The organism is Aerococcus loyolae (genome assembly GCF_002871915.2).
Lineage (GTDB): Bacteria > Bacillota > Bacilli > Lactobacillales > Aerococcaceae > Aerococcus > Aerococcus loyolae.
The window spans coordinates 536,224-552,060 of record NZ_CP126958.1 but is presented as its reverse complement, the minus strand read 5'-3'; the positions used below and the strand labels follow the sequence as shown (position 1 = coordinate 552,060).

General features: G+C 43.5%; 17 protein-coding genes. All 17 read right to left on the bottom strand.

The window, feature by feature from the left end; all coding sequences use genetic code 11:
• Nucleotides 1-48: 48 nt before the first annotated feature.
• The 17 genes from CJ190_RS02445 to CJ190_RS02365 all read right to left on the bottom strand — a co-directional run bounded on the left by CJ190_RS02445 (nt 49) and on the right by CJ190_RS02365 (nt 15,268).
• A complete protein-coding gene (locus tag CJ190_RS02445) occupies nt 49-582 on the bottom strand; it encodes a hypothetical protein (protein WP_064293193.1) in 534 nt (177 codons plus the stop codon).
• Between the two features lie 156 nt (nt 583-738).
• Entirely contained in the window at nt 739-1,194 is a 456-nt protein-coding gene (locus CJ190_RS02440; protein ID WP_064293194.1) for a MaoC family dehydratase, read from the bottom strand.
• Between the two features lie 72 nt (nt 1,195-1,266).
• Nucleotides 1,267-1,629: a 50S ribosomal protein L19 gene (gene rplS, locus CJ190_RS02435; protein ID WP_013669011.1), complete on the bottom strand. Its 363-nt coding sequence runs from the start codon at nt 1,627-1,629 to the stop codon at nt 1,267-1,269.
• Between the two features lie 118 nt (nt 1,630-1,747).
• The gene (gene trmD / locus CJ190_RS02430; protein ID WP_064293195.1) at nt 1,748-2,506 is read right to left on the bottom strand and encodes a tRNA (guanosine(37)-N1)-methyltransferase TrmD; all 759 of its coding nucleotides are present in this window, start codon (nt 2,504-2,506) and stop codon (nt 1,748-1,750) included.
• The gene (rimM, locus tag CJ190_RS02425) at nt 2,496-3,035 is read right to left on the bottom strand and encodes a ribosome maturation factor RimM (RefSeq protein WP_064293196.1); all 540 of its coding nucleotides are present in this window, start codon (nt 3,033-3,035) and stop codon (nt 2,496-2,498) included. The genes trmD and rimM overlap by 11 nt, the downstream gene beginning before the upstream one ends.
• 90 nt (nt 3,036-3,125) lie before the next feature.
• Nucleotides 3,126-3,380, bottom strand: coding sequence for a KH domain-containing protein (locus tag CJ190_RS02420; protein ID WP_064293197.1), 255 nt, complete (start codon nt 3,378-3,380; stop codon nt 3,126-3,128).
• 15 nt (nt 3,381-3,395) lie between these two features.
• Nucleotides 3,396-3,668 carry a 30S ribosomal protein S16 gene (gene rpsP / locus CJ190_RS02415; RefSeq protein ID WP_013668726.1) on the bottom strand — a complete coding sequence of 91 codons (273 nt, stop codon included), beginning with the start codon at nt 3,666-3,668 and terminating at the stop codon, nt 3,396-3,398.
• 165 nt (nt 3,669-3,833) lie between these two features.
• A complete protein-coding gene (locus CJ190_RS02410) occupies nt 3,834-4,406 on the bottom strand; it encodes a hypothetical protein (protein ID WP_064293198.1) in 573 nt (190 codons plus the stop codon).
• Entirely contained in the window at nt 4,406-5,389 is a 984-nt protein-coding gene (gene floA / locus CJ190_RS02405; RefSeq protein ID WP_064293199.1) for a flotillin-like protein FloA, read from the bottom strand. Before floA ends, CJ190_RS02410 begins: the two co-directional genes overlap by 1 nt.
• Before the next feature lie 58 nt (nt 5,390-5,447).
• Nucleotides 5,448-6,050: an NfeD family protein gene (locus tag CJ190_RS02400; protein ID WP_064293200.1), complete on the bottom strand. Its 603-nt coding sequence runs from the start codon at nt 6,048-6,050 to the stop codon at nt 5,448-5,450.
• A gap of 411 nt (nt 6,051-6,461) precedes the next feature.
• Nucleotides 6,462-8,219, bottom strand: coding sequence for an ABC transporter ATP-binding protein (locus CJ190_RS02395; RefSeq protein WP_064292573.1), 1,758 nt, complete (start codon nt 8,217-8,219; stop codon nt 6,462-6,464).
• A complete protein-coding gene (locus CJ190_RS02390; RefSeq protein WP_064292574.1) occupies nt 8,212-9,927 on the bottom strand; it encodes an ABC transporter ATP-binding protein in 1,716 nt (571 codons plus the stop codon). The genes CJ190_RS02395 and CJ190_RS02390 overlap by 8 nt, the downstream gene beginning before the upstream one ends.
• 239 nt (nt 9,928-10,166) lie before the next feature.
• Complete coding sequence (locus tag CJ190_RS02385; protein ID WP_064292575.1) at nt 10,167-11,417, bottom strand: peptidoglycan bridge formation glycyltransferase FemA/FemB family protein; 1,251 nt, start codon at nt 11,415-11,417, stop codon at nt 10,167-10,169.
• 24 nt (nt 11,418-11,441) lie between these two features.
• Nucleotides 11,442-12,917 carry a signal recognition particle protein gene (gene ffh, locus CJ190_RS02380; protein ID WP_064292576.1) on the bottom strand — a complete coding sequence of 492 codons (1,476 nt, stop codon included), beginning with the start codon at nt 12,915-12,917 and terminating at the stop codon, nt 11,442-11,444.
• 3 nt (nt 12,918-12,920) lie between these two features.
• Entirely contained in the window at nt 12,921-13,268 is a 348-nt protein-coding gene (locus tag CJ190_RS02375) for a putative DNA-binding protein (protein WP_064292577.1), read from the bottom strand.
• Between the two features lie 147 nt (nt 13,269-13,415).
• Nucleotides 13,416-14,441: a signal recognition particle-docking protein FtsY gene (ftsY, locus tag CJ190_RS02370; RefSeq protein ID WP_070598024.1), complete on the bottom strand. Its 1,026-nt coding sequence runs from the start codon at nt 14,439-14,441 to the stop codon at nt 13,416-13,418.
• A gap of 14 nt (nt 14,442-14,455) precedes the next feature.
• Nucleotides 14,456-15,268, bottom strand: coding sequence for a Cof-type HAD-IIB family hydrolase (locus tag CJ190_RS02365; protein WP_064292579.1), 813 nt, complete (start codon nt 15,266-15,268; stop codon nt 14,456-14,458).
• Nucleotides 15,269-15,837: the final 569 nt, after the last annotated feature.

The window sequence follows — 15,837 nt, the reverse complement described above, 5'->3', positions numbered from 1 at the left end:
TACTTGGATTTCATATTTTAGGAGAAGGAAATCTTTAGCTTGTTAACTTTATTTGTCTTGCTTTTCTTCTTGATCTTCACCATCGGCTTGATAGTCCTTATCATCCTTGCCGGATTTCTTCCCATCTTCTAGGAAGGGGGTATCGAAATCAAGGAAATGACCTGGTCTAAAGTCGGTAAAGAAACGACTGAATTCATCATTGAGGCGTTGGTGCATTTGGTTAAAGTGATCCATTAATTGGTCATATTGGGCTTGATTTTCATCAGTGACATCCACCCAGCCGGTGTCTTGACCATTAATGTTCATCCGCATTTTGCGGCTAACTTGAGGTTTTGAACTTTTAGCTTGAGCTGGATGGCTAGCGCTTGCTGATTCTTCAACCTTATAAGAAACCACATCATCATCTTCCAATTCATTGACATCGACTTGGAATTGAGCGCCCTTATCCTTTAAGAAGGCTAATTTATCTTGGTCTGAAAGGTTAGCATATTTGATGAAATCTTGTTCATTAAGTTCTGCAACTAGGGTACCTTTACCATATTTATCACTGTTAACTTCTGCAGTTACTGTATACATTTTCATAAATGATCACCTTTCTTAGTTATTTTGATTATCTTACTATTAGGATCTCTTTCATCCTACATCCATAGTATAAGCCTTTAATCAAACTTAGTCAAGTTATATATCTGACTTTTCTTGACATTAAACAATAAAAAAAGAGAGTGAACTCCACTCTCACTATTTAGTAAAATCTTTATCCTTAGAAAAAACAACCACCTTCGATTCATTTTCTAAGACAACATCATCTTCTTGGTTGATGACTTTTACAGATACATAGGCAATGCCACGATCTGGCTTACTCTTAGAAGGCTTGAAATCAGTAATTTCCCCTTCAATATGCAGGTCGTCTCCGGGATAAACAGGTTTAGTCCAATTGAGGGTCACTCCGGCACCAATATCCCCATGTTTAAAAGGAATACTTTCAACCATTAATTTCATCATAATGGCAGTCACCAACCATCCGCTAGCACAAAGTTGCTTAAAGAAGCTGTCTTCAGCAGCCTGCTTATCTAAGTGGAAGGGTTGAGGATCATATTTTTCTGCAAAACTGATAGCTTCTTCTTCAGACAGATGATAGCTACGGCTTTTGAATGTTAGACCTACCTGACAGTTTTCTAAATAGATAGCTTCCACGGTCTATTCCTCCTTTTTCCTAATTATCAGACAATTAAAAAAACTGTGCCAAAGACACAGTTTTTAAATCGCTTATTTTTTGCGACGACGTTCAGCAATACGCGCTGCTTTTCCGTGACGGTCACGTAAGTAGTAAAGTTTCGCACGACGTACTTTACCTTGACGGATCACTTCAATTTTAGCTACTCGAGGAGTATGTACTGGCCAGATACGTTCAACGCCAACACCGTTTGATACTTTACGAACGGTGAAGGTTTCGCTGATACCTTGACCTTTACGTGCTAAAACAACGCCTTCAAAAATTTGGATACGTTCACGTTCACCTTCAACAACACGTGCGTGTACACGAACGGTGTCTCCGGGACGGAAATCTGGAATATCGCTGCGTAATTGTTCGGAAACAATTTCATCGATTAACTTTGGGTTATGACTCATGATAATTCTCCTTTTCCAACAGATATTCATGTTCCATAGCGACAGCGGAATATTGTTTAAATTTGTGAAATAACCTCACTCGTAAAATGATACCAAAATTCAAGTCTTGTGTAAAGGCTTATTTTGGATTTTCTGCCTGGATTTCTAGCAGCCACTGCTTTTCTTGGTCAGATAGCTCAGCTCGGTCTAAGAGATCAGGCCGTCTGAGATAGGTACGACGGATGGCTTCCTTACCCTTCCAATCGGCTATTTTTTGGTGGTCGCCACTGACAAGAACGTCCGGAACATTCATGCCCATAAAGGACCGCGGCCGGGTATATTGGGGGTATTCCAATAGGCCAGTCGAAAAAGATTCCACTTCCACTGACTCATTATTACCTACCGCCTCATCCAAAAGGCGCACCGTGGCATCAATCACTGTCATGGCACCGAGCTCGCCACCGGTTAGGACAAAGTCACCTATGGAAATTTCATCGGTCACATAGTTTCTAATCCGCTCATCATAGCCTTCATAATGACCACAAATGAAGATTAACTGGTCTTCCTGGGCCAGTTCTTCCGCCTTGGCTTGGGTGAATCGTTGGCCAGCAGGATCCATTAAAATTACCCGGCTAGCTGGACGCTTGGATAAATCTTCGCTCACTAGAAGCGGATCAATGGCCTCCAGGGCCCGATAGATTGGCCCCACTTGCAGCAGCATGCCCGCTCCCCCGCCAAAGGGATAGTCATCGACATGGCCATGCTTATTATTGGCAAATTGGCGAAAGTCAGTGACTTCAATATCAATCAGACCCTTCTCCTGGGCCTTACCAATAATGGACTGGTTCATAGGTCCAGTAAACATATCTGGAAATAGACTTAAAATATTAACCTTCATCGTCAATCAATCCTTCAAGTACATCGATTACTATTTTCTTCTCATCTAAATCGATCGCTTTGACCACGTCATCGATATAGGGAATCAGAACATCCTTCTTGCCCGGCTGACTGCGTTGGATAGTCCAGACATCATTAGGCCCTAATTGAGTGATGGCCTTGACCTTGCCTAGCAGCTTACCCGCTAGGTCATAGACCGCTAAGCCGATGATTTGATCATAGAAGAACTCGCCTTCAGCTAAATCATCACTTTGCCGGTTTTCAGCTGCAACCATCACTTCCATTCCCTTAAAGCCTTCTACATCATTAATTGATGGCATGCCTTTAAAACTAAGAATATGAAAATTTTTATGCTGGCGGTGACTATTAACTTCGACTTCAGCTTCTTTATTCTTATGGTCAAAGATGACTAGTTGGCTTCCTGGTTGAAAACGTTTGTCGGGAAAATCAGTGGTGGCAATCACCCGGACCTCTCCCTTTAGGCCTTGGGTATTGACAATCTTTCCCACACGGTAAAATTCTTGACTCATCGTATCTCCTTATCAAGTCTGCTTAATGCCTAAGAAAAAAACTAGGATATAATCCTAGTTTAACTGATAATCTTACTAATACCAATCATCTTATTGGTCTTCATCGATACGGTCGATCGTTAATCGAACCCGACGATGACCCTTTACGCGTACACTATATAAAATGGTGCGAATAGCATTCGCTACGCGTCCGCGCTTACCAATGACACGTCCAACGTCATCGGGATGTACCATTAAATGGTATTCTAAGAATTCATCCCCATCACTCACTTCGAGTTGAATGTCTTCAGGATAACTCACTAAAGGTTGAATAATAGTCATTAGTAAATTTTCAATGTCCGGCATGCAATTCACCTATCTTTATTTATTATGCTTAGCTTCGTGATGTTTTTGCATAATTCCTTGACGAGAAAGAATGTTACGAACAGTATCAGTAGGTTGAGCACCATTTCCTAACCATTTTAAAGCAAGTTCTTCATCTAAAACAACTTCTTCTGGTTGGGTAGTTGGGTTATAGGTACCAATCTTTTCGATGATACGTCCGTCACGTGGTGAACGCGCATCTGCTGCAACGATACGGTAAAATGGGTTACGTTTTGATCCCATACGTTTTAAGCGTAATTTAACTGCCATGAATAAAATTCCTCCTTGTGTTTTTATTTTTTCAATCTTTTATTCACATTGCTATACTATAGCAAATTCTAAGGAGTCTGTAAAGTATTTTTTCTTTACAGCTGAAATTTATTCCTAGCAGCGGCTAGTTTTGTGACTCAAGCTAGCACTAAATGGCCCAAATTCCTACCAGCCCTTGGGCCAGTCAAGAATTTCTTTATAGCGAATGGCTTGACCTAAATTCTCTTTAGAAAGGCGAGGCTTAGCCGTGTTCAGAGCAGTAGCCTGTTTATCTGCTGCTAGGGGAAGATCTTGGAAATCATCAAGATCCGCATAAGTTTCCCGTAGCTCGCGGTCTAAATAGTCCTTGAAAGCCTGTTCGTCTTTGGCAATCAGATCAAAGTCAATGGCATGGGGGTGATTGGGCTCTGCTAGCTCTTTATCCGAAGCTAAGTCCTCAGCCTCATCAGCTAGCTTGAGGATTTTATCCTTCATGTCCTGCTTGCCTCTTGCTAAGGCCGTGCTTTCACGATTAGACTTAGCCAAGTGAGTCAGACGCAAAGAATCTTGCTGGCTTTTGGGAGAGGTCTTCTCCCTCGATTCATCCTCACTTAAAAGCTCTTGGCCATTTTCATCCTGCTGAACATCTTCCTGGAGCGTTGTATCTCCTTGGTCATCAGAGTGAGTTAATTCATCTTTGATGAGCGACCAGACCAATTTCACTTCTTTAAACAGCTGCCTCCACTCTGCCTTATCCATTACTTATCACCTGACTTATCCTCATGGGCTAAAGATTGACGCATATCAGTATCCGCTTGTACATTTTGCATCCGGTAATAGTCCATAACTCCCAAATGGCCTGATTCTAAGGCACTAGCCATCGCTAGGGGAACCTTAGACTGGGCTTCAACCACCTTAGCGCGCATCTCCTGGGTCTTGGCTACATTTTCTTGTTCCTCAGCGACCGCTAAGGCCCGGCGTTCTTCTGCCTTAGCTTGGGCAATTCGTTTATCAGCCTCCGCCTGTTCAGCCTGTAATTTCGCTCCGATATTTCTTCCGACATCGACATCAGCAATATCAATTGACAAGATCTCATAAGCAGTCCCTGAGTCCAGTCCCTTGCGGAGGATGGTTTGGGAAATGGAATCTGGATTCTCCAAGACCTCTGAGTGATTTTGCGAGCTCCCCACTGTGGTGACAATACCTTCACCAACCCGGGCAATAATGGTTTCTTCTCCTGCCCCACCAACCAAGCGTTCAATGTTAGCGCGGACAGTAACCTTGGCCTTGGCCTTGACCTCAATCCCGTTACGGGCTACCCCAGCAATAATTGGGGTTTCAATGACCTTAGGGGTAACTGAGACTTGAACAGCTTCAAAAACATCACGACCTGCCAAATCGATAGCGGCCGCTTGCTTAAATTCCAAGTCAATATTGGCTCTTTGGGCCGCAATCAAAGCGTCAACCACCGAGTTCACATCGCCACCTGCTAGATAGTGCGCTTCGAGTTCATTAATATCAATAGCTAAACCAGCCTTAGTGGCTTTGATCATTGGTTTAATGATGCGGGAAGGATTCACCCGGCGCAAACGCATACCAATCAGATTTCCAATCCCTACCTTAACTCCGGAAAAATAGGCCGTGATCCATAAACCAATAGGGACAAAAACAAAAAAGAGAACAATTAATGTCAGCAGTAAAACCATCATGATTAAAAAGGTTCCAGCTTGTAGGTTAGTCATGAGCTACCATCCTTTCTGTATTACTTTTCCCAACTTAAACAAATTTTGCCTGATAGGCTTATTTTATTTCAGCAACCAGCAAGCGATCATTCTTCACCTTAACGACTGTGACTTCGCTTCCTTTCTCTATATAGTGGTACTGACTAAGGACCTCGAGAATTTTCCCATTAGAGAAGCGAGCTTTGCCCACTGGACGGCAATCAGTCACTGCGACCGCCCTTTGGTTGAGATATTTAGATGAGTCAGCTAAGGACTGGAAGCCCTCCGCTTCAGTCAGTGAAGTGTCTAAAATTATTTTCTTAGTAAAAGGCAATTGAAAACCCAAGCGGGTAAAGATTAAAACCGTGACTATGGCAATTGCTAAGCCTAGCGTACCGTCTATTAAGGCCCTTAACCAATTTCCCTGCAATAGCCATAAGGACAGGTAAATCACCCCTAGGCCCATCACGCCTAAGAGGCCCATTGTGGGTAAAATAAATTCAAAAGCCAAAAGAGAAAAACCTAAAACCAATAAAATTATAGCCAACCAAGAAGCGCTGGCAAAGAAATAAAAGTATAGAGCGAATAGAATCAGGCTTATTAAGCCCATAAAGAGGTACTCTCTAGTCATTAAAGCTACCATTAAAGCCAGGACCCCTAATAGAAAGAGCAGACTTTCCATCCTACCAACAACCCCCTTCTTTTCTCGCTTTAATAATAGCACAGCCCCCAAAAATACAGAAATAGAAAGATAAGAAAAACGTCTCAAAGGTTAGCCCTATCCTAGAGCAAAACCGACTTTTGAAAGGTATTTTTTACCAAGCTTGGTACACAAAAAAAGCTGGGCTTATTTCCCAGCAATTTTGTTATTTAGCGTGACTGTCGCACTCTGTAGTTGAGTTCGAACGCCAGCCTTGAAGTTGCTTCAGAAAATTCAAGTCTTTGACGGCGTTCTCACATCCTTCTCAAACCTGCTCCGGGTGCAAGGCAAGCGTCCACTTCACTAAAGGACGGCGAAGTCTCTTTGAGACTTCTTTCGCCCTTTAGCTCCAGAGGTCATGCCTTTTGGCGCACCCGTCGCACTCTCTATTCATTAGTCATTAAATTGGCTTTGGTAGAGTTGGGCGTATTTGCCCTTTTTAGCCAGTAATTCTTCATGACTTCCTTGTTCAACAATATCCCCCTGGTCTAAGACCAGAATTTTATCGGCTTCCACGATGGTGGATAAACGGTGGGCAATGACAAAGTTGGTCCGCCCTTGCATGAGCTTAGCCATGGCTGACTGGATAAGTTGTTCAGTACGGGTGTCCACTGACGAGGTGGCTTCATCAAGGATCATAACCTCAGGGTTAGAGATAAAGGCTCGAGCAATGGTAATTAATTGCTTTTGCCCTTGAGAAATATTATTGGCTTCTTCATTTAAGAGGGTATTGAAGCCATCGGGCAAGCTTTGAATAAAGTGATAGCAGTGGGCATCCTTGGCCGCTTGAACCACTTCTTCATTGCTAGCTCCCTCGGCCCCATAACGGATATTATCCGCAATAGTCCCCTGCTGGAGCCAGGTATCTTGAAGTACCATGCCAAAAAATTGGCGCAAGTTTTCCCGGCTGACTTGGCGGATATCAATACCGTTGACCCGAATAGCCCCGCGGTTAACGTCATAAAAACGCAGCAGCAAAGAAATCAGGGTCGATTTTCCTGCCCCGGTTGGCCCCACGATGGCTATGGTCTGACCTTTTTCAACCTGGAGATTTAAATCTTTAATCACCATTTCATCTTCATAGGCAAAGCCAACATGGTCAAAGACAATACTTTCAATTGGCGGCTCTATTTCATAAGTGCTATCCTCAACCACTTCGGGAGCATCTAATAATTCAAAGATCCGGTCGGCCGATGCCAGGGTTTCTTGGAGAAGAGTAGCCATTTCGGCAATAGTATTAATGGGTCGGGTAATTTTTTGACTATATTGGATAAAAGCCAAAACATCCCCAATTAAAATTCGCTGTCCTAGGACAAGTAAGCCCCCCACAATGGCAATAGCCACGTAGCCGATATTACTAATAAAGGTCATCACTGGCAGTAAGATTCCCGCCATAAAACTGGCATGGTAGGAAACTTCATAGAGATGGTTATTATAGCGTTGGAATTCTTGGTCAGCCCGGTCTTGATAATTATAGGCTTTAATCAGGTCGGTACCGGTGAAACTTTCCTCAATGTAGCCCACAATATCTCCCAGGCCCTTAGCCTTGGCCCGAAAATATTTCTGCGACCGTGAGGTGATGAAGCGGGTTGCAAAAAAGGATAGCGGAATGGTAATAAAGAAAATCCCCGTCATGGTGACTGAAATTCTCAGCATCATAACCAAAATACCGACTAAGAGAATGGCCCCGTAAAAGACCTGGTCAATACTTTGCTGAATATTACGTCCCAAGCTTTCAATGTCGTTGGTCATCCGACTTAATAAGTCTCCTGTCAACTGTTGGTCGAAAAAAGACAGGGGAATTTTCCTAATTTTTTCTGAGACGGCTTGACGTAATTCCTTGATAAAGGATTGGGCCAGGTAGGTCAGCAAACGCCCTTGAAAGTAGCGGAAAAGACCCAAAACCAGGTAGATGGCAATGAGATAGAGACAGAAGACCTTGATCTGGTCGAAATTAATGGCCTGACCCTGGCTGATGTCGGCCGCAATGCCATTGGTTAAATCTCCCATAATCCGAGGAGCGATAATATCACAGGCTGCAATCACAATAGTCGCTAACAAGCTAAAAATTAATAGCCAATGGTACTTGCCTAAATGATTGATTAAACGAAGCAAATTAGCTTGGCTACTTTGGTGTTTCTTCCTAGCCATGGATGTCATCCTCCTCCCCTTGACTAATAACAATTTCACGATAGAGTTCGGAATGCTTCATAAGCTCTTCGTGGCTGCCATATGCACTGACCTTGCCCTCATCTAAGACCAGGATCTTATCAGCATGGCGGATGGTGGCCACTCTTTGCGCCACTATGATTAACATAGCATCGCCCAGGTTATCTTTTAGGGCTTGGCGCAATTGATAATCCGTTTGATAGTCTAAGGCTGAAAAAGAATCATCAAATAAGTAGAGAGGGACCCGACGACTTAGGGCCCGGGCAATGGCCAAGCGCTGACGTTGCCCGCCGGAAAAATTGACCCCACCTCGAACCATGCGGTCAGCTAAGGGACGATCAGATAAAAAGTCCCTGGCCTGGGCGATGTCTAGGTTGTTCTCCATGGCAACATCGCTAACAGATTCATCCGCATAAGATAAGTTTTCCCCGACAGTCTTAGTAAAGAAGAAGTTCTGTTGGGGAATATAAGAAATGTACTGGCGAACCGATCCTGGTGCTAAACTTTCAATGGCGTGCCCATTGATTAAGAGCTCGCCCTCACTGGGTGGATAAAACTGTAAGAGGAGTTTTAGGAGGGTGGATTTCCCTGACCCGGTTCCACCAATGATCCCTAGGCTTTCCCCTTTGCTTAGGGAGAAATTAATCTTATCTAGGGCCGGTAGAGCCGCTCCCGGATAGTAAAAAGTCAAATCCTTAGCCTCTACCCGACTGATGGGTTCGCTAAGTAGCTTATCGCCAATCATTTCTGCTTGAGGATAAGCCAAGACTTCACTGATTCTTTCCGTTGAAGTCACGGTCCGAGGCAGCATGGTGAGTAGATTACAAATCATGATTAAGGCCGTTAGCACCTGGGTAATATACTGAAGATAGGCCATTAGACCACCAATCTCTAAGCTTCCCTGGCTAATTAAATGAGCCCCAAAATAGGCAATGGCAACAATTCCTAAGTTCAAAACCGTGGAAAGAATCGGCATCACCGTAATCATTAAATTGTTGACCTTTAAGGCAATTTGATAATATTCATCATTGGCCTGACTAAAGACTTCTTCTTCATAGTCATTCTTATTAAAGGCCCGAATCACCTTTAAACCGGTCAAACGCTGGCGAAAGAGCAGGTTGATCCGGTCTAACTTCCCTTGTAAACGGGGAAAATAAGGGAGGGCCTTCTTGATAATGACCCACATCCCTAAAAATAAAAAGGGAATACTCAATAAAATAATGACGGATAACTGCATATTGGTTAAGATAGCCATAATCAGGCCACCAATGAACATGAGCGGGCCACGCACCCAAGGCCTTAGTCCCATAAGAGCCATTTGTTCTACCTGGCTAACATCGTCTGTCGTTCGCGTAATTAAGGATGAAATGCCAAAATGTTCGGTATCATCAAAGGTCATATGGTTGACCTTAGTATAAATAGCATGTCTGACATCACGAGAGAAACCCATGGCGACCTTGGCAGAATGAAAGGCCGCCGACCCCCGACAAATCACTGTCAACAGCACGACCACCAACATCCAGCTCCCAATTTTTAAAATAAACTGCGTATTTCCTTGGGCCACCCCTTGGTCAACCACTTCAGCCATTAAGCGCGGTAAAAATAATTCCCCTAGGGCGTTACCAAAAGTCAAAGCGATCACCAGCAAAATCCGCCAACGATAACTCTTTAAATAGGAAAACACTTGCATAAAATTTACCAACCTCCCCCTGAAATCGATTACTGACTAACTACTAAAATACCCTATCTAAAAAAACATAGCAAATCATTTACATCTCCACTAAAAAAGCCTCGCAAGAAGCGAAGCTTGTTAATAGGTAATTTGAATAAAGTCTCCCAAACTTAATCAATCTTTAATTTAGTTATTTGGGTTATTGTCCCACTGGAATTCTTAAGAACAATTGTTTGATTAAGTCAAGGCCTAACCGCTTAATTGTAGCGGCCAAGGAGACGTTTGACCTTCTCATAGAGGGCGAGGAAGTGGGGATGTGGTGACCAGGTAAAGGTCCCAATATTTCTTTCCGCATAGCCATTAAAGGATTGCTTGAAATGAAGCAAGCCGTTATTTTCATCAAAGGGCTCACTGATGCCCAAGAAATTATAGACCGGAATATCATGGTCTATAGCTAGCTTGATGGATTGGTCTTGGATGAGATAAGGGGCATTGATGATGGAATATTCCTCATCTGAGCCCGAATAGAGATAGGTCATCTCATAAGAACTCTCAATAAAGAGAGCAACTGCTAAAACGGTTTGTTCTTCTTTGGCTTGGTCCACCCAGACCTGGGCATCGGCAATCTTTTTCACTTGGGCGTCATATTGGGATTGGTATTCCCGTCTTTGGTTGTTCTTTTTGCGGCTATTGGGATTCTTAGCCAGGTCTTCATCTAAGTCCGCTAAGATTCCTTCTAATTCCTCTTGACGTTCAACTAAACTCGCTTGGTAGTCTTTGAAATTAATTTCCGCAATGACAAAGCGGGCCGCACTGCCAATGTTTTGATAAACTTCTTCAAAGTATGGGTATTCCTTAGGCGCAATCCCCAATCGCTGACAAGTCTCCTCATAGCAGGCATAGAAGCGCGGCATTTCTTCAATTCCAGTAATCTCTCGGACCACGGTACTATATTTATGGGCTTGTTTGAGGGATTGTTGGGCGCCATGGAGGTAGGATTTTTCTACCTTATTGGGGTCAACTGTAGTCAAATCCTTCTTATAATTCCAGTCAAAGCCCGCAAATTCTGGTCTTTTGTCTTGGTAATGGTAAGTGAAGCCTGCTGCTTCAATCCAGGATACCAGGTCTTCATTAATCTTTTTGGGGTTTTGTGCCTTTTCATCAGTAACAATAATCCCAACATCTGGCTTCACGAGTAAGGAGATTCCTTTATGGGCCTTGACAAAATCCTTAACCCCGTTCAAGAAAGTAATGATTTGGTCGCGATTGCTTAAATCTCCAGGCAGCCAACCTTCTAATTCAAAGGCCCCACCCACATGGGTAGGTAAGCTGGCCAAAATGCAGGCTTCTAGAATCTGATCTTGGTCATCTGCTAAGGCTAAATAATGAATTTCTCGGCCCCGGGCAGCTTTTAAGCGCGCCATGTCGAGCGATTGTAGGTGGTTGCTGCGGCCTAATTGTTTGATCCACTTGTCAAAATCATCTGCTGCTATTTCAACGAATTTCATTTATCCCACTAGTCTCCTTCACATTTACCCTTTTTTGCCACGTTTTTTACGTTGCTTATTTAATTTTTTCTTCATGTGTTTTGCTGCTAGTTCTTGAGCCCGCTGTTTCTTGCGGCGGCCACCATCCATACCTTGCATATTGGGCATATTACCCATTCCATTAGGCATGCCACCCATTAAGGAAGATAAGGAACTCATATCCCCATTGGTCATGGCTGACATCATAGTCCGACTTTGGTTAAATTGTTTAATCAGTTGGTTGACTTGATTGACCGTAGTCGCTGATCCCTTAGCAATCCGCCGGCGCCGGCTTTGGTTAATTTCGTCTGGATGGGTGCGCTCATAATCAGTCATGGACTGGATAATGGCCTTGGTACGGACCATGTCTTTAGGGTCGATATTTAACTTATCAACAGGTAAGATTTTATTTAAGCCCGGAATCATCTTAATAATACTTTCAAAAGAACCCATCTTGTTCATTTGATCCATCTGCTTGACGAAGTCATTAAAGTCGTAGGTATTGGCTTGCATCTTAGCCGCCATCTCTTCGGCTTCTTTTTCATCAAATTCTTTTTGGGCCTTTTCAATCAGGGTCATCATGTCCCCCATACCCAAGATCCGGTTAGACATCCGGTCAGGATAGAAGGTTTCAATGTCTTCTAATTTTTCCCCGACCCCAGTAAATTTAATCGGTTTACCAGTGATAGAGGCAATCGACAAGGCCGCCCCCCCACGGGTATCCCCGTCTAACTTAGTCAGGACTACCCCGGTGAGTGCTAATTCTTCATCAAAAGTCTTAGCCACATTAGCAGCTTCTTGACCACTCATGGCATCGACGGTCAAGAGAATTTCATCGGGATGAACGGCTGCTTGGATGTTCTTTAATTCATCCATCAAAGTTTGGTCAATTTGTAAGCGCCCGGCAGTATCGATAAAGATAGTGTCGTAATTATTTTCTTTGGCATAAATAACTGCCTTTTGGGCGATCTCAACAGGGCTGACTTGGTTACCTAGTTGGAAGACAGGGAGGTCCAACTGACGACCAATGGTTTCTAGCTGGTCAATAGCAGCAGGACGGTAGACGTCAGCAGCCACTAAGAGAGGCTTGCGATGGTCTTCCTCCCGTAAGTGATTAGCTAATTTACCCACCGTAGTGGTTTTACCAGCCCCTTGTAAACCGGCCATCATGATAATTGTTGGCCCATCTTCATTATAGTTAATGCCGACTTGCTCGCCACCCAATAATTCAGTCAATTCTTCATCAACGATTTTGACAATTTGTTGGGTTGGACTCAGTGATTCTAAGACATCACTATTTAAGGCCTTATCTTGGACCTTGCGGACAAAGTTTTTTACCACTCTAAAGTTAACGTCAGCCTCTAGTAAGGCCAAACGCACTTCCCGCATCATTTCTCGCAAGTCGCCTTCCGAGATTTTTCCCTTTTTACCGACTTTTTCTACCGCTCCTTGCAGGCGGTCCGATAAACTTTCAAAAGCCATTCCTTACACCTCTTTATCATCCATTATTAGTAACTTATCTACTTTTTGTTTGAGTTTGTCATCTTGAGCATAATTCTTTGTGACATAGTCCCTGAGCTCCTTGATCGCCCCTTGCCGCTTACGGTAGTCAGAGGCTAAGTGTAAGCGGGATTCATAATTTTCCAGGGTTTTCTCCGTTCTACGAATGTTATCATAAACGGCCTGCCGACTGACATCGAAGTAGGCCGCAATTTCACCGAGGGAGTAGTCATCTTGGTAGTAAAGACTAATATAATCTTGTTGTTTTTTGGTTAATAACTGGTAATAGAAGTCCAGTAAGCGGTTAATTTCATTAGTCTTTTGAATTTCCATATCTGCCTCCATCGCTAGATTACTTCTAGCTTACAATCTTTAAGAATACCGAAGTCCTTAGGGAAAGTCAATGCAGAGGCCAGTAAAATCCCCTTAAGATTAGGCAAGAGAAAAAGGCTGGGATCCATTTCCCCAGCCTCCTGATTTTTAGACTTCAACAACGTCTTTAACTAATTGATAGATAAATTTCTCTCCGTCAAATGGTTGTAAATCATCCATGCCTTCGCCTAGTCCTATCAGCTTCACTGGTAAGTCTAGCTCATAACGAATGGCAAAGATAACTCCCCCACGAGCGGTACCATCTAATTTAGTTAAGACTAAGCCGGTAATGTCAACGGTTTTATTAAATTCCTTGGCCTGTACCAGGGAATTTTGTCCCGTGGTGGCATCTAAAACTAATAAGGTTTCATGGGGGGCATCAGGAATTTCCCGCTTAATGACCCGGTTCATCTTATCCAATTCATTCATCAAGTTCTTCTTATTTTGTAAGCGACCAGCTGTATCAATTAATAGGTAGTCATAGCCTTCACTGACCGCCTTATGAACAGCGTCATAAACCACAGCAGAAGGGTCACCATTGGCCTTGCCACTAACCACCGGCGCTCCAACCCGTTGGCCCCAGGTATTTAATTGTTCTACTGCTCCGGCCCGGAAGGTATCTCCAGCAGCTAGGAGGACTTTCTTGCCCTGGCTGATGTAGTGGTGGGCGACCTTGGCAATAGTAGTGGTTTTTCCAACCCCATTAACCCCGACAAAGAGCATCACAGTTGGCCCATCGGGATTTTCCTTTAAGGAAACTGAGCCGTCCTGCCCTTTTTCATAGATCTTGACCATTTCCTCAATAACAGTATTTTTGACATCTTCTCCCTTAGTCACATTCCGTCTTTGCACTTCTTCACGAACGGCATCCGATAGGGCTAGAGTCATGTCAAAACCAACATCACTAGTAATCAAAGCTTCTTCTAAATCATCAAAGAATTCTTCATCGACCTCACGAAAACCAGCAAAGAGGTCATTCATGCGCTCGGAAAAACTTTTCCGCGTCTTCTCGACACCCTTGTCATACTTTTCAAAGACAATCTTCTCTTCTTCTTCCTCCCGGTTCTTAGCCTGTTCAGCGACTAGTGGATCTTCACCGGTAAAGGCTTGTTTAATACGGTCAAATAAACCCAAATTGATTCACTCCCTTAAGACTTCAATACCAATTCTTCAATGGCATGGGCAACCCCATCGTCCATATTGGATTTAGTAATATAGTCAGCATATTTTTTTATTGCTTCATTGCCATTAGCCATGACAACAGCTGTTCCTGCCCATTGTAACATAGCCTTATCGTTCTCTTCGTCGCCAATGGCCATGACTTCACTAACATCAATCTTTAAATATTTAGCTAAAGCGGCCAAGCCCTGCCCCTTGTCTACGCCCTTTGGCATCACTTCTAACTGATGGCCGTGAGAGCGCATAACGGAATAGTCTTGGTAGAGCCAGTCCGGCAAGTCCGATAACTGGTCTTCAATGTGCTCCTTAGGGGTATTGGTCACGGTTTTATAAAAATGATGGTCCATCCCCACAGCATCCAAGTCAAAAGGAACAAAGGGAAGGAAAGGCATTTGTTGGTCATAGTGGCCCGGCCAGTCCTTGGGGTAGTTGAGGCGATGGACGGTATCGATATCAACCGCATCAATGGGTAAATCGAGCCCATACATCATGTCATAAATGCGAAGCACATCAGCCGTCGTCATAATGGTTTCAGAAATAATCTCACGGGAATCATTGTGTAAGACTAAGCCACCATTATAAGTGATGGAAAAGTGTTTAGCGGTGTTCATGTTAAAGCGATCCAAGGCAAATTGAATGCCTTCAATGGGACGACCGGTACAAATCACCACTTCAATCCCCGCTTCCACCGCTTTTCTTATGGTAGAAGCATTGGCTTCACTAATGGTCTTATCATCGCGTAATAAGGTTCCATCTAAGTCAATAGCAATAAGTTTAATCATGCAATCTATCCTTTATAAATCCTTAGCGCATGCCGAAGCAAACTTTACAAAATTTCTAACTCATTATATCACAGATCAAGAAAATAACCCATTTGGAAAGGATGTGAGGACGCCGTCAAAGACTTGAATCATTGGAGGAAAATACCATAAGCTCAGCAAGTCTGTGCGATGGAATTTTCTGAAATGACTTCAAGTCTGGCGTCCGAACTCAACTAGAGAGTGTGACAGTCACAACAAAGGACGAAATCGCTGGAGAAAACTGGGAAAAGCTCAACAAAGCTGAGCGTTACCAGTTTTTGAAGCGGACGTTCGTCCTGTGACTGGAACAGGTTTGGAAAGGATGTGAGGACGCCGCTAAGGACTTGAATCGGTGGAGGAAAATACCATAAACACAGCAGGTCAGTGTGTTGGTATTTTCTGAAGCGACTTCAAGTCTGGCGTCCGAGCTCAACTATAAGGATGTGAGGAAGGAGCAGGGAGGGAGATTCCTTGGAAGAAAAGATGAAAAGAGTCTGGGACAAAAGTCTACGGACTATAAAAAAAAGAGAATCTACAAATTACTTAAGCGT

Coding starts and splice junctions, on each gene's coding strand:
- trmD (WP_064293195.1), bottom strand. CDS start 2,506: ATGAAGGTTAATATTTTAAGTCTATTTCCAGATATGTTTACTGGACCT.
- CJ190_RS02375 (WP_064292577.1), bottom strand. CDS start 13,268: ATGGAAATTCAAAAGACTAATGAAATTAACCGCTTACTGGACTTCTAT.
- rimM (WP_064293196.1), bottom strand. CDS start 3,035: ATGAGTCAAGAATTTTACCGTGTGGGAAAGATTGTCAATACCCAAGGC.
- CJ190_RS02445 (WP_064293193.1), bottom strand. CDS start 582: ATGAAAATGTATACAGTAACTGCAGAAGTTAACAGTGATAAATATGGT.
- rpsP (WP_013668726.1), bottom strand. CDS start 3,668: ATGGCAGTTAAATTACGCTTAAAACGTATGGGATCAAAACGTAACCCA.
- CJ190_RS02395 (WP_064292573.1), bottom strand. CDS start 8,219: ATGGCTAGGAAGAAACACCAAAGTAGCCAAGCTAATTTGCTTCGTTTA.
- floA (WP_064293199.1), bottom strand. CDS start 5,389: ATGACTAACCTACAAGCTGGAACCTTTTTAATCATGATGGTTTTACTG.
- CJ190_RS02400 (WP_064293200.1), bottom strand. CDS start 6,050: ATGGAAAGTCTGCTCTTTCTATTAGGGGTCCTGGCTTTAATGGTAGCT.
- CJ190_RS02410 (WP_064293198.1), bottom strand. CDS start 4,406: ATGGATAAGGCAGAGTGGAGGCAGCTGTTTAAAGAAGTGAAATTGGTC.
- CJ190_RS02420 (WP_064293197.1), bottom strand. CDS start 3,380: ATGCCGGACATTGAAAATTTACTAATGACTATTATTCAACCTTTAGTG.
- ffh (WP_064292576.1), bottom strand. CDS start 12,917: ATGGCTTTTGAAAGTTTATCGGACCGCCTGCAAGGAGCGGTAGAAAAA.
- CJ190_RS02365 (WP_064292579.1), bottom strand. CDS start 15,268: ATGATTAAACTTATTGCTATTGACTTAGATGGAACCTTATTACGCGAT.
- rplS (WP_013669011.1), bottom strand. CDS start 1,629: ATGAGTCATAACCCAAAGTTAATCGATGAAATTGTTTCCGAACAATTA.
- CJ190_RS02385 (WP_064292575.1), bottom strand. CDS start 11,417: ATGAAATTCGTTGAAATAGCAGCAGATGATTTTGACAAGTGGATCAAA.
- CJ190_RS02390 (WP_064292574.1), bottom strand. CDS start 9,927: ATGCAAGTGTTTTCCTATTTAAAGAGTTATCGTTGGCGGATTTTGCTG.